Below are 12,805 nucleotides of genomic sequence, written 5' to 3'. Positions count from 1 at the left end.
TGCCGACACCTTCGACTGCCGGGCAGTTGCGCCGCGACGTCATAACCGGTGTGAGAGCGGACACCTCCATCGACTCCACGTGCGAAGTACGCGGGACTTGCGTCCGGCAGTGCCGGGCGCAAGAACTGATTGGCATCCGCTCAGGCGAGGTCGAATACCGCCATCGATTCCACATGCGACGTGTGGGGAAACATATTCATGACCCCCGCCTGCGACAGCACGTACCCGGCACGGTGCACCAGCACGCCGGCATCCCGCGCCAGCGTCGACGGGCTGCACGACACGTAGACGATCCGCTTCGGCAGCAGTTCCGGATGGCTTTCCTTCAGCTCGGCCAGCGCCAGCGACAGGGCCATGGCGCCGTCGCGCGGCGGGTCGACGAGGATGCGGTCGAACTTGCCCAGCGCGATCAGGTCGTCCTTCGTTACTTCGAACAGGTTGCGGCAGTAGAACGTGGTCTTGTCGCCGACACCGTTGACGACGGCGTTCTGCTGCGCCCGTTCCGTCAGCGCGGTACTGCCTTCGATGCCGACCACTTCGCGCGCCTGCGTCGCCAGCGGCAGCGTGAAGTTGCCGATGCCGCAGAACAGGTCGGCCACGCGCTCGCCCGGCTGCACGTCGAGGTGGCGCAGTGCCTTGTGCACCAGCACGCGGTTGATCTGGTGGTTCACCTGCGTGAAGTCGACCGGCTTGAACGGCATGCGGATGCCGAACTCCGGCAGCAGGTAATGCAGTTCCTTGTCCAGCGGGTAGAACGGATACGCGGTATCCGGGCCTTTCGGCTGCAGCCACCACTGGATGTCGTACTCGTCGGCGAAGGCTTTCAGCTTGGCTTCATCGTCGGCGGTCAGCGGCACCATGTTGCGCATCACGAGCACCGTCAGGTCTTCGCCGATCGCCAGTTCGATCTGCGGCACCTTGTCGAAGATCGACAGCGATCCGATCAGCGCGCGCAGCGGCATCATCATGTCCGACACGTGCTTCGGCAGGATCTGGCAGCTCTGGATATCGGCCACGAACACGGACTTCTTTTCATGGAAGCCGACCAGCACGGTGCCCTTCTTCGCCACGTAGCGCGACGACAGGCGCGCACGGTAGCGGTAGCCCCAGGTCGGGCCATGCAGGGGCCGCATCATCACGTCCGCCTTCACCTTCGACAGGTGCCACAGGTTGTCTTCCAGGACGCGCTGCTTGATCGCCACCTGCGCCGACGCTTCCAGGTGCTGCATCGAACAACCGCCGCAATAGTCGAAGTGCACGCATTTCGGCTGCACGCGCATCGCCGATTCGCGGTGGATCTGCGTAACGCGCCCCGACTCCCAGTTCTTTTTCTTGCGCAGCATCTCGAAGCTGACGCGCTCGCCAGGCAGCGCGCCTTCCACGAACACCACCTTGCCCGGCGTGCCGTCTTCGTTATCCTGCATGTGGCCGACGCCACGCGCGTCCATGTCGAGCGATTTGATTTCGATGCTGTTGTCTTGCATGAGTGTCTATCGGTAGGCCGGCGAGGCGGCGATTTGGGAGGCCGGTATGATAGCAGAAGCCGATGGCGCAAGAATGGTTTGAAGCACCGCGGAAGGGCGCGAGGAAACAGGATTTGACACAATCTAATACAGGAAAACAGTGTCAGGCACCGGTTTCCTGGAGCGGGCCCCGGCTCTTCACAGCAGCGAATCGCGCACCACGCCGCGCGCGGCCATGGCCCGCTTCAGCTTGACGAGCGCTTCCTGCTGGATCTGCCGCACGCGCTCGCGGGTCACGCCCATTTCCTCGGCAAGCGTTTCCAGCGTGGCCGGATCGTCGTTGTCCAGGCCGAAACGGCGCATGACGACGATGCGCTGCTTGTCCGGCAGCCGCGACAGCCAGTCGCGCACCAGGTGCGTCATTTCCTGGTGTTCGGCGCGCGCATCCGGGCTGTCGTCCGCATCGCCGGGCAGCATGTCCATCAACGAGGACTGCGGATCGTTGTCGAGCGGCGCATCGAGCGACGTGGCATGCTCGGACAACGCGAGAATGTCCTGCACCTCTTCCACCGGCCGGCCGACCAGGTGGGCGATATCCTCGGCGCTGGCATCCTTGCCGTTGTGGTGTTGCGCCTCGAGGTGGTATTTGCCGCGCAGGATCTGGTTCAGCTCGCGCACCATGTGCACTGGCAGCCGCACCGTGCGCGCCTGGTTCATGATGGCGCGTTCGATGCTCTGGCGGATCCACCAGGTCGCATAGGTGGAAAAGCGGAAGCCCCGCTCGGGTTCGAACTTGTCGATCGCCCGCATCAGGCCGATATTGCCTTCCTCGATCAGGTCGAGCAGCACGACGCCGCGGTTGATGTAGTGCTTGGCGATCGAGACGACGAGCCGCAGGTTGTGCTCGATCATGGTTTGCCGGGCGGCGAAATCGCCCGCCTTGGCCAGTGTGGCGAAATGGACTTCCTGGGGCGCCGTCAGCAGGGGCCGGGTGCCGATCTGGTTCAGGTAATGCTGGGTGGTGTCGGTGGAGAGTTCGGCGGCCAGCACCTTCTTCAGCTCGTCCACGCTGGCCAGCGCGGCACCGCGGCCGGCGACCGGGACGCTGCCACTGTCGCCGCCGCCGCTGTCATCGTCGCCATCTTCGGCAAGGCGCTCGTCGGCCAGGCTGTCGCCCACGAAATTCTCGTCCGCCAAGTCGTCCGGGAGGGAGTCGTCATCCAGAGGATCGTTCGGCGAGCTTGACATGGGCGTTACCTCATGGGCGGAACCTGGCGCTGATCCTGCGCGGAATGGTACAAAAGTGACGAGTTACCTGATGCAAATGCCTGATGCAAGATGCCTGATGCAAGATGCCTGATGCAAAATGCCTGATGCAAATGCCTGATGCAAATGCCTGATGCAAATGCCTGATACCATGCGCGGTGCAGAAACCGAGGACAACTCCACAGTGCCCGGCGCGGAGCCGGGCGCCATGCCTTACCGGTTCGGCAGGAACTTGGAAGGATCCACCGGTTTGCCCTGCTGCCTGATCTCGAAGTGCAGCTTGACGCTGTCGGAATCGGAATCCCCCATCTCCGCGATCGCCTGGCCCTTGCCCACCGTCTGGCCTTCCTTGACGAGAATCGACCGGTTGTGGGCATATGCGGATAGCAAGCCGTTACTGTGTTTTACGATGACAAGATTACCATAACCGCGGATGCCGCTACCGGCATACATCACCTTTCCTGCACCTGCGGCAAGCACTTGCTGCCCAGGCCGCCCGGCGATGTCGATGCCCTTGTTCTTGCCCTCGTCGAACTGGCCGACCACCCTGCCCTCGGCCGGCCACATCCAGCTGACTTCGCGGTCCTCGGCAGACAGCGCGGGCGCCGGCGCCGCGGCCGGCACCGACGGTTTCACGCTGGCCAGCTGCACCGGCTTGTCGGCCGGTTTCGGGGCCGGGTCCGGCTTGCCGTCGCCATCCTTGTCGTTCTTCAGGTCCGCCTCGGCGTACGGCTTCTTGTCGCCCTTCGGTTCTGTTTTCTTCGGTACCGGCGGCACGACCTTCGTCGTATCGGGCGGCATCACCACCGCGGCCGTGCGCACGCCGGGCGCATCTTCGGGCGGCGCCACGCGCAACACCTGGTCCACCTTGATGTCGTTCGGATTGGCGAGGTTATTCCACGTCACGAGGTCGCGGTAATTCTGGCCGTGATCGAGGGCGATGCGGATCAGCGTATCGCCTTTCCTTACCGTGTAATAGCCTTCCCGGTTTTCCTGGACGGGCGCCGGTGCGGGCGCCGGCGGCGGCGGGCGGCGGCTGATGGCGCGCTCCACCACGGGCGCCTGCTGCGGGGTGGAAGTACAGGCGGTCAACACCGCCAGCGGCAACAACAGGTACAGGGAACTTTTTTTCGTCATGCTCATCTGAATTGATATCTCTCGGCTACACCCTGCAGGCGGCACGCGGCGTCCCGGCCATCGGAATCGTCAGGATCACGGGCGTCACGAGAAGCGTGAACGCCGCAGGCATCGTCAGAGTCCTCAGGACCGGGCATCAGGTGCGGCCAGGCGGGTTATTACTTGTTCTTCGCAGTTCCCTGCACCGTGCGTTGCACGCAATGCGCAGGAAACGGCATTCTTCACACCGTACCGGGCCGCAGCGGTACGAAATGGCAATCTTCGAGCATCTGGCGTTGCCATTCGCTCTTTGCCACACGCGTCACCAGCTCCAGGTGCTGGCTGCGCTCACCCACCGGCGCAACCAGTCTCCCGCCGATGGCCAACTGCTCCAACAGCGCCCGCGGTACTTCCAGACCCGCGGCGGCGAGGATGATGCCGTCGAATGGCGCTGCCTGTGGCAGCCCAAGCATACCATCTCCGTAGTGCAACCGCAGGTTCGGTACCCGCAGCGGCCGCAGGTTGGCTTTCGCCAGCTCATGTAACGGTTTGATGCGCTCAATGGAATACACGTCTTGTGCAATACATGCAAGAACAGCTGCCTGGTAGCCGCAACCGGTGCCGATTTCCAGTACCCGCTGCAATTGCGTCCCCTGCCGCATCACCTCGATCATGCGCGCCACGATATAGGGCTGCGAAATCGTCTGGTGGTGGCCGATCGGCAGCGACGCATCGATGTATGCCTGCGGCGCCAGCCCTTCCTCGACGAACAGGTGCCGCGGCACGGTTTCAAGCGCGCTCAACACGGCGCGGTCGCGCACGCCCTGTTGCGCCACCCGCGCCACCATGGCCCGCCGCACCGCGCCGGAAACGAGCGCATCCTGCCTGGGAGCGGCCGGCAGTGCGCGCTCGGCCGGCACGCCCGGCCGCGCCGGCCGTGCATTGGCGCCAAGTGGCACGGGCGCGGCGTGCGCCGGCTTGTTCGACGGCACCTGGGCCGCGCCATGCAGGGCGTTGTAGGCGGCATTGCGGGTCGCCGTCTGCGGCGTTGCCACCGGGCCGAACACGGTTTGCTTCTTTTGCCCCTTGTCCGTCACCGACGACAGGGGCAGCGGAAAGTTTCGGGGCTTGTCGGTCATCCGAGGGCCTTTGCCAGGAGGTCGAGTTGCGTTCTGTGGGTCAGGTCGATCTGCAGCGGCGTCATGGAAATGTGGCCTTGCTGCACGGCATGGAAGTCGGTGCCTTCGCCGGCATCCTTGCAGGCGCCCGGCGGGCCGATCCAGAAAATTTCCCGGCCGCGCGGGTCGTGCGACTTGATGACCGGTTCGGCCTGGTGACGCCGCCCCAGCCGCGTGGCCACCGGCCGGCCCAGCGTGTCGTAGGGGCGGTTCGGGATGTTCACATTCAGCAGGTAGGGCTTTTCCAGCGCTTCGGCATAGCGCAGCACGATGTCGCGCGCGGCCCTGGCCGCATCGTCGATATGGGCCCAGCCCCATTCGCCCTGCGAGAACGCGATGGCCGGAATGCCGAACAGGTAACCTTCGGTGGCTGCCGCCACCGTGCCGGAATACAGCGTGTCGTCACCCATGTTGGGCCCGTTGTTGATACCGGAAACCACCAGGTCCGGGCGCTCGACCAGCATGCCCGTCAAGGCCACGTGCACGCAATCGGTCGGCGTGCCATTGACAAAATAGAAACCATTGGCCGCCTGCTGCACCGACAGCGGCCGGTCCAGCGACAATGAATTCGATGCCCCGGAGCGGTTGCTGTCCGGTGCGACCACCACGATATCGGCGATCGCGGCCAGCGCATCGGCCAGCGCGTTGATGCCGGGTGCCAGGTAGCCGTCGTCGTTACTGATAAGGATCCTCATGCGAGAATTTTACCTGAAGCAACGCGCCGCCAGCGCATGCGGATGCGCGACCATGCTGAAAATTGTGGCGCTTTCAGCGCAGGCGCGACGGCGACACGTCGCCATCCACCGCCAGCTCGTCCGGGCTGCCCCGGCGCCCCAGGCTTGCCGGGTACGCGGCATGCGGCTGCTCGGCGGCGGCACCGTTGCCGTCGCGCGCCCGCTCGTGCGCTGTCTCCGTGCCCCATCCGGTTCTCCGCTCCTGCCCGCCATCGTGGGCATGGATGTCCCGCCCGGCCGGCGTTTCGGGGTGTTTTGACCGGGTGCGCGTGTGGGCCAGCACCTTGCGGGTGCGCACCGTGTCCGCATGCTCGGGTCCCAGCAGCCGGCTGCGCAGCGCCAGCACCTGTTCGAGCAATTCCACGGCGCCGGCGAGTTGTTCGCCATGGCACAGGATATCGGCACGGACCGCCAGGCTTTCGACGGTGGCCAGGTGCTCGTGGCCCAGCTGGCGCTGATGGGCGTCGATCACCGCATCCTGCAACGCCAGCGCATCGGGAATCTGGTTCAGCTGCGCCAGCGTTGCCGCCAGCGCGGACGCCGCCTCCAGCGTCACCGGCGCGCCGGCACCGAACAGTTTTTCACGCACCTCTAGCACGGCTTCCTGCAGGAATTGCGCTTCGCCGTATTTCCCCTGTTCGAACAGCAGGTCGGCCAGTGCCGCCTTGCTGGCCAGCGCGTCGACATGGTCGTCGCCGAGGATCAGCACGTGCAGCGACAGGCTCTCTTCCAGGCAGGCGCCAGCCGGTTCCAGCCGGCCTTCACGGCGGTACAGCTCGCCCAGGCGGGCCAGGTCGCGCGCCAGCGGCAGTGAAACACCGCGCCCGCCGCCGCGCTCCATCGCCGCCCGGCCCTGCGCCACCGCGGCCAGCAGCGGAATCTCGTCGCGCGATTGCCATGGCCGATAGCCGCCGAGGAACCAGCCGAGGAATGCCTGGAATGTGCGCGTGACGGAGAAACGGTCGTCTTCCTCGTCGGCATATACCGGCAACGGCTCGCCGCACGCCAGGCTGCGCGCCTGCTGCAGTTGCACCTCGTCGAAATAGCTTTCCAGCGACATGCGCGACATGCCGTATGCCTCGGCGAACGCGCGTTCGAACAGCGGCTGGTAGCCGGCGATCCCCCGTTCGGGATCGCCGCGCCGCCACAGCGCGCGGTGGGCCGCATCGTCCATCGCGATGCGCGAAGGCAGCGGGTAGATCAGCATCTGGCGCTGCTCCTCCTCGTGGCTGCGGCGCCAGGTGGTGGCGCGCTGCACCAGCGCTTCGATGCCTTCCAGGTGCTGGCGGTTCGGCGCGAACACCAGCACCAGCTTGGTCGGTAGCAGGGTCGTGCAGATGCCCGCCGTGCCGCTGCGCTCCGAGCCCGAGTCGACCAGCACGTGGCGGAAACGGCGCGCCAGGTTGTCGGCGAATACGCGGAACAGCGCCGGGCAAGCGTCGAACAGCGCTTCCCAGTCCAGCCGCGCGAGCCGTTCCGCGTAACTCGCATCCTGCCGGCCGGCGCGCATCATGTACAGCGGGCGGCCATTGTCCGCCCGGGTCACGTACTGCTCCCAGCCGACCGCGTCCAGCACGGCCTGGGCCAGCGCCGCGTCATCGTGCCCGGCGGCCAGGCGCGTGCGGCGCAGCAGCTGGTCGCGGCAGGCCTCGAACAGTTCCAGCACGCCCGGCCCGTCCCCGACCGGCCTGAAGTAGTGGTGCAGGCCCGGCGCCTCCAGGTCCCAGTCGATCACCAGGGTGGGCACGGTCGCGTTGTCGCGGCGTGCCAGCATCACGGCAAGGTTGGCCAGCGCCATGGTCCGGCCCGCGCCACCCTTGTGCGAATAGAAGGTGGCGACTTCGCCGGGTTCGTCCAGCGGCGGTAGAGACAGTCGGTGCGTTTCCATGGCGAGCCCTTATATGGTTGACCCTGCAAGAGAGGGAAAAAACAGACACTGGAGACGTGGAGATGCACGCGTGGCGACGCCGGGCGACAGCGCTCGCAGCCGGCTGCCAGGCTTCAGCGGGGAAAGTGCGGCGGCGGCACCGGGCGCCACTCGGGCGGCGCCGGCGGCAAGGTGAACCGGTCGCAGTCGTGCCCGGGCGGAATGCTGTACTTCAGGTAGTGATAATGGGCGACGATGCGCTGCACGATCCTGTCGATGTCCGGCAAGAAATCGGGATTGGTCTTCAGGTCGCCGGTGGCCAGCGTGTAGCGCGAAAAGTCCACGTAAAAACCCGGTTCGCTGATCTGCGGCGGCAGGCCGATCGGATGCCGGGTCATCACCACGGGGATGATCAGGTGGCTGGGCAGCGGATACCAGGTGCGGCGCTCGGCCTCGATCATCTGCATGGCGGCGAATTCACGCCGGGTATAGGCATGGGCCTCGTACTTGGGCGTGTAGATCATGATCATGCAGACGCTTTCACACATGGCGCGCGCGATGCGCGCATCGGGATCGTCGCCGCCACCGAGCTGCTCGCTGTCGACGAACAGTTCGGCTTCCGTATCGAGGTGTGGTTCGAGATAGCAGCGCAGCGCGTCCACGAGGGCGTTGCGGAACTCCCTCATATAGGCGTGCTGGCCGTGGGCATAGCTGAAGAAACAGCCATAGCGGATCGTCATGTCGTCCTCTCCTGTTTCTCCCCTGATCATGGAGTTTTTTTATGTAACTGCTGCGGCCCACTGTAACAAGCTGGTCAACGGTTACTTTGCGCTCGCGCAAACCTTATTTGCAATTTGAATGCGCAGTCAAACGGCTGCGCGAGCGGGAAAATCAGGGGGCTTCAGGCGGCTGGAAGAAGGCGATCACCTCGGCCTGCTCGCGCGTGCGCTTGAACGGCGGCAGGCTTTGCCAGATGCGGCGGCCATAGGGCTTGGTGATCACGCGCGGGTCGCACAGCATCAGCACGCCGCGATCGCCTTCGTCGCGGATCAGGCGGCCGGCGCCCTGCTTCAGGTTAATGATCGCCTCGGGCAGCGTGTGGTGGACGAAACCATTCATGCCCTTCTTTTCCATCACCTCGATGCGCGCGGCCAGCACCGGATCGTCCGGCGGGGCGAACGGCAGCTTGTCGATGATCACCAGCGACAGCGCCTCGCCGCGCACGTCGACGCCTTCCCAGAAGCTCTGGCTGCCGATCAGCACGCCGTTGCCGGCCTTGCGGAACTGGTCGAGCAACTCGGTGCGGCCCCGGTCGCCCTGCACGAACAGCGGAAACTTCAGGCCGCGCCGCTCGAATTCGTCGCGCAGGCGTTCCGCCGCCCGCTTCACCGCGCGCAGCGTGGTGCACAGCAGGAAGGTGCGCCCGCCGGCCGCCTCGATGACGGGCAGCGCGCAATCGAGCACCGCGTCCGTGTAGCCCAGCGAATTCGGATCGGGCAAGCCCTGCGGCACATACAGGATGCCCTGCTCCGCGTAGTTGAACGGGCTCGGCCACGACATGGCCGGTTCGTCGTACAGCCCCAGCTGGTGGGAAAAATGCTTGAAGTCGTTTTTCACGGCCAGCGTGGCCGAGGTGAAGATCCAGCTGCGCGGCGTGCCTTCGCGCTGGTTGCTGAAGATCTGCGCGATCGACAGCGGCGTCTTGTGCAGCTGCAGCGAGCTGGCGAACGCCTCCACCCAGTACACCGCTTCCTGCCCCGGCGGCACCTTCACCTTCGGGTCGTAGGTCCAGTCCTTGTACTTCTGCGCCAGTTCCAGGCCGCGCGTGCGGCAATGCTCGATGGTTTCGGCGCGTTGCGCCTGCCCTTCCAGCACTTCGAGCATTCCGTCCAGTTCTTCCTTGAGCTTTTCCAGCGCCGGGAAGAAGTCCGACGATGGCGCGATCTGCGGCAGCGACAGCCGCACCACGTCCTGCGGGAAGGTCAGCCGCAAGTCACGCGCCGCCTTTTCCACCACGGAGACCACGCCGGCCCAGTTGGCACCGTCACGGGCGTGGGCCAGGCCTTCGGCCAGCACGTCGCGGCACAGTTCCAGCACCTGGCTGGTCGACACCGTCTCGCCGAAGAACAGCGTGGCGGTATCGGGCAACTGGTGCGCCTCGTCGAAGATGATGGTGTTCGCCGACGGCAGCAGTTCGGCCACGCCGGTATCCTTCAGCGCCACGTCGGCAAAGAACAGGTGGTGGTTGACGACCACCACGTCGGCCTGCTGCGCCTCGCGCCGCGCCTTCAGCACGAAGCAATCCTGGTTGTACTGGCACTCCTGGCCGAGGCAGTTCTCGCGCGTCGACGTGACCAGGTTCCACACCGGCGCGTTTTCCGGCACCCGCGCCAGTTCGGCCTTGTCGCCGGTCTGCGTCATCTTCAGGAAGCGCGAGATTTCGCGCAGGTAGCCGACATCCTCGCGCGACGTCATCCGGCCATTGGCCAGCGTGCGCTCCAGGTGGTAGTGGCACAGGTAGTTGCCGCGCCCCTTCAGCAGCGCCACCGACACGGGCGCCTTCAGCGCCGCGCGCACGGTGGGAATATCGCGCTGGAACAGCTGGTCCTGCAGGTTCTTGGTCCCGGTCGAGACGATCGTCTTGCCGCCCCACATCAGCGCCGGCACCAGGTAGGCGAACGTCTTGCCCGTGCCGGTACCCGCCTCGGCGATCAGGGTCTGCTGTTCGGAAATGGCTTGCGCGATGGCCTTGGCCATTTCGGTTTGCGATTTGCGGGGACGAAAACCGCCGACCGCCGGGCCCAGCGGGCCGCCGACGCCGAACAGCCGCTCCACCTCGGCATCGTATTTGCCGGGAGCGTCCGCGGAAACGGCGGCGGAAGTGGATGCGTCGCCATTGCCGTCGGGGACGGCTGGCGTCTGGTCGTGGTCAGTCACTGTGCTTGTTGTCCGGCTATTGCGTGGAATCTGGGAAATCAGGCGGGTACGTCGGGCACCAGCTGCATCTTCAACAGCGTGATGTAATCTTTCAGTTGCAGCTTGCGCTTCTTCAAACGACGCAGCTGCAGCTGGTCGTGATGGCCGTCGCGCGTCAGCATTTCGATCACCGCATCCAGGTCGCGATGTTCGACGTCCAGCTCGACGATGCGGCGCTGAATCTCTTCTTCGTTCTTCATGGGGAATTCGCTACCAGTGTGGGGCCGGGGCTTACGACGTCACCTGCCAATATTGCAACAATCCGTGTGGCAACAATTGCTTGCCATCAAATTGCTTACCGGTGCATAGTTTAACCCACATAAGCATTGGAAAGAAGCAGGGAGCATGATTCCCGCCATCATGAGCACTTACAAACTCGAAGCCGGCACCGCCCAGCACCTGGGCCACCGCCCTTACCAGCATGACCGCGCCGCCCTGTTCACCGCCGCCCAGGCACCCGGCTATGTCATGGCCGTGGTCGGCGACGGCGGTGCCGCGAATGGCGCCGGCGCCGAGCAACTGCTGCATACGAGCAAACAGCTGTTCGACGAGTTCCGCGGCGACACGTCCGGCATCGACCGGATCGGCCAGCTGTTGCGCGCCATCGCCCAGGAAACGCACGAGGTATTGCTGATGAATCCGCTGCCGGAGGCCGCCGATGCCCAGTCGACGATGGCGCTGCTGGTCCTGACACCGGATCGCCAGGCGGTCTGGGCCACGGTAGGAGACACCCGGCTGTATCGTTTCGCCAACGGCGCGCCCGCCGAAAAAACGGGCGACGCCGCCTACATCGACCACCTGGTCGCCACGGATGGCCTGTCCGAAGCCGCCGCGCGCCGGCATCGCGGCTCGCGCCTGCTGAACAATGTGCTGGGCAACCGATTCAAGGCACCGTTCGTGTCGCTGGGTGCGCGCCGGGACCTGCAAGCCGGCGACGGCTTCCTGCTGTGCACGGACGGCCTGTGGCCCTGGTTCGCCGATGGCGAACTGGCCGCCGCCGTGTCGCGCCGCACGCCGCGCCAGGCCGCCGAGCTGCTGGTCGGCAAGGTGAGCGAGCGCGCCGGCGGCAACGGCGACAACTGCACGATGGCGATCCTGAAACTGGTGGCGTGACCTTCCCCTGCGCTCCCCAGCGTCTAGAATGAGGGAAGCGCAACGAAGCGGGCCGCGACAGCGCCTCGCCGTTGCGCGGGAGACACATCATGTTCCTCCGCACCGCCGAGTCGACCAGACGCCATGCACCGGCTGGCATGCACGCCATGCCGGCCGCCGCTTCACACGGCACGCATGCCCCGTCCCGCTCGGCCGATGCCTGCGCTTGCGGCGGCAGCTGTCCCCGCTGTGCCGGGATCCCGCTGCAGCGCAAGGCCAGCGTCAGCTCGGCTGGCGATGCCAGCGAACACGAAGCGGACCGCATGGCGGACCACGTGATGCGCTCGCCCGGCGGCGCCAGCCCCGGCGCGATCGGCGCGACGGGCACGGCCGGCAGTGCCGGGATCGAACGGGAAGCCGCCACCGTCGCGGAAGCGGAAGCAAGCAGCGGCGGCGCACCGCTGCCGCGCGAACTGCGCGCTTTCTACGAGCCCCGCTTCGGGCAGGACTTCAGCGGTGTCCGCCTGCATACCGGCTCGGTCGCCGCGCACGCGGTGCAGGCCCGCGCCTACACCTTCGGCAGCCATATCGTGTTCGCGCCCGGCGAATACGGCCCCGCCAGCAGCCGCGGCGCGCACCTGCTGGCGCACGAACTGGCCCACGTGGTGCAGCAGGGCCACGGCCACGCGGGTGCCGCATCCACGCAGGCGCGCCGCATCGACCGGCAGGAAATGTCCCCGGCCGAGGTGTGCAGGATGCGCGAGCCCCTGTATGGCTGGGACAATATCCGCAACCGGTCCCGCGAGCAGCTGCGTGCCGCCGGATTCGTGTTTTGCGGTCCCGATCACTTCATGGGTGCGCGCCACTGGGAAAGGTGGGTGCACCCAACGCGCGGCGTGCTGCACTTCCAGGTCAGCTGGCCGGACAGCCCGGAGCCGGAGCCCCGTCCGCCCGAACCCGCGCCTGACGACCGGCAGCGGCGCTGTGCCGACCCGTGCATGGCGGAATCCGACGACGAGGAATCCTGCCACGAGTGTTGTGACGACACGATCGACGAGGCTGACGGACCCTGCCGGCGCACTTGCCACGTCGCCTGCGGGCTCATGCTGTAAG

General features: G+C 66.0%; 11 protein-coding genes. 2 read left to right on the top strand and 9 right to left on the bottom strand.

Annotated features, from left to right (window positions below):
* Nucleotides 1–140 precede the first annotated feature (140 nt).
* From rlmD to EYF70_RS06030, 9 genes are all read right to left on the bottom strand, one after another.
* A complete protein-coding gene (gene rlmD / locus EYF70_RS06070) occupies nt 141–1,484 on the bottom strand; it encodes a 23S rRNA (uracil(1939)-C(5))-methyltransferase RlmD (protein ID WP_131144607.1) in 1,344 nt (447 codons plus the stop codon).
* 177 nt (nt 1,485–1,661) lie between these two features.
* On the bottom strand, nt 1,662–2,711 hold the full coding sequence (rpoS, locus tag EYF70_RS06065; protein WP_131144606.1) for an RNA polymerase sigma factor RpoS: 1,050 nt from the start codon (nt 2,709–2,711) through the stop codon (nt 1,662–1,664).
* 231 nt (nt 2,712–2,942) lie between these two features.
* Nucleotides 2,943–3,866 (bottom strand): peptidoglycan DD-metalloendopeptidase family protein, encoded by a 924-nt coding sequence (locus EYF70_RS06060; protein ID WP_131144605.1) that lies wholly within the window; start codon nt 3,864–3,866, stop codon nt 2,943–2,945.
* 221 nt (nt 3,867–4,087) lie between these two features.
* Nucleotides 4,088–4,984, bottom strand: coding sequence for a protein-L-isoaspartate(D-aspartate) O-methyltransferase (locus EYF70_RS06055; protein WP_131144604.1), 897 nt, complete (start codon nt 4,982–4,984; stop codon nt 4,088–4,090).
* On the bottom strand, nt 4,981–5,718 hold the full coding sequence (gene surE / locus EYF70_RS06050; RefSeq protein ID WP_131144603.1) for a 5'/3'-nucleotidase SurE: 738 nt from the start codon (nt 5,716–5,718) through the stop codon (nt 4,981–4,983). Before surE ends, EYF70_RS06055 begins: the two co-directional genes overlap by 4 nt.
* 73 nt (nt 5,719–5,791) lie before the next feature.
* Nucleotides 5,792–7,645 (bottom strand): KGGVGR-motif variant AAA ATPase, encoded by a 1,854-nt coding sequence (locus EYF70_RS06045; protein ID WP_131144602.1) that lies wholly within the window; start codon nt 7,643–7,645, stop codon nt 5,792–5,794.
* A 113-nt stretch (nt 7,646–7,758) separates the two neighbouring features.
* Nucleotides 7,759–8,364, bottom strand: coding sequence for a toll/interleukin-1 receptor domain-containing protein (locus tag EYF70_RS06040; RefSeq protein WP_131144601.1), 606 nt, complete (start codon nt 8,362–8,364; stop codon nt 7,759–7,761).
* Between the two features lie 151 nt (nt 8,365–8,515).
* Entirely contained in the window at nt 8,516–10,561 is a 2,046-nt protein-coding gene (gene yoaA, locus EYF70_RS06035) for a DNA repair helicase YoaA (protein ID WP_131144600.1), read from the bottom strand.
* 38 nt (nt 10,562–10,599) lie between these two features.
* Entirely contained in the window at nt 10,600–10,800 is a 201-nt protein-coding gene (locus EYF70_RS06030) for a YdcH family protein (RefSeq protein WP_131144599.1), read from the bottom strand.
* A gap of 160 nt (nt 10,801–10,960) precedes the next feature.
* Between EYF70_RS06030 and EYF70_RS06025 the strand changes: the two genes are divergently transcribed.
* Together EYF70_RS06025 and EYF70_RS06020 are read left to right on the top strand one after the other, a co-directional pair.
* Nucleotides 10,961–11,713 (top strand): PP2C family protein-serine/threonine phosphatase, encoded by a 753-nt coding sequence (locus EYF70_RS06025; RefSeq protein WP_131144598.1) that lies wholly within the window; start codon nt 10,961–10,963, stop codon nt 11,711–11,713.
* A gap of 89 nt (nt 11,714–11,802) precedes the next feature.
* Nucleotides 11,803–12,804 carry an eCIS core domain-containing protein gene (locus EYF70_RS06020; protein WP_131144597.1) on the top strand — a complete coding sequence of 334 codons (1,002 nt, stop codon included), beginning with the start codon at nt 11,803–11,805 and terminating at the stop codon, nt 12,802–12,804.
* Nucleotide 12,805: the final 1 nt, after the last annotated feature.

The sequence above is a fragment of the Pseudoduganella albidiflava genome (assembly GCF_004322755.1).
Lineage (GTDB): Bacteria > Pseudomonadota > Gammaproteobacteria > Burkholderiales > Burkholderiaceae_D > Rugamonas > Rugamonas albidiflava.
Note: the sequence above shows the minus strand (reverse complement) of the source record. Positions and strands in the feature narration are given on the sequence as shown.

Excerpts from the sequence above, each read along its gene's own strand:
- rlmD (WP_131144607.1), bottom strand. The coding sequence starts at position 1,484 with ATGCAAGACAACAGCATCGAAATCAAATCGCTCGACATGGACGCGCGT.
- rpoS (WP_131144606.1), bottom strand. The coding sequence starts at position 2,711 with ATGTCAAGCTCGCCGAACGATCCTCTGGATGACGACTCCCTCCCGGAC.
- EYF70_RS06060 (WP_131144605.1), bottom strand. The coding sequence starts at position 3,866 with ATGACGAAAAAAAGTTCCCTGTACCTGTTGTTGCCGCTGGCGGTGTTG.
- EYF70_RS06055 (WP_131144604.1), bottom strand. The coding sequence starts at position 4,984 with ATGACCGACAAGCCCCGAAACTTTCCGCTGCCCCTGTCGTCGGTGACG.
- surE (WP_131144603.1), bottom strand. The coding sequence starts at position 5,718 with ATGAGGATCCTTATCAGTAACGACGACGGCTACCTGGCACCCGGCATC.
- EYF70_RS06045 (WP_131144602.1), bottom strand. The coding sequence starts at position 7,645 with ATGGAAACGCACCGACTGTCTCTACCGCCGCTGGACGAACCCGGCGAA.
- EYF70_RS06040 (WP_131144601.1), bottom strand. The coding sequence starts at position 8,364 with ATGACGATCCGCTATGGCTGTTTCTTCAGCTATGCCCACGGCCAGCAC.
- EYF70_RS06030 (WP_131144599.1), bottom strand. The coding sequence starts at position 10,800 with ATGAAGAACGAAGAAGAGATTCAGCGCCGCATCGTCGAGCTGGACGTC.
- EYF70_RS06025 (WP_131144598.1), top strand. The coding sequence starts at position 10,961 with ATGAGCACTTACAAACTCGAAGCCGGCACCGCCCAGCACCTGGGCCAC.
- EYF70_RS06020 (WP_131144597.1), top strand. The coding sequence starts at position 11,803 with ATGTTCCTCCGCACCGCCGAGTCGACCAGACGCCATGCACCGGCTGGC.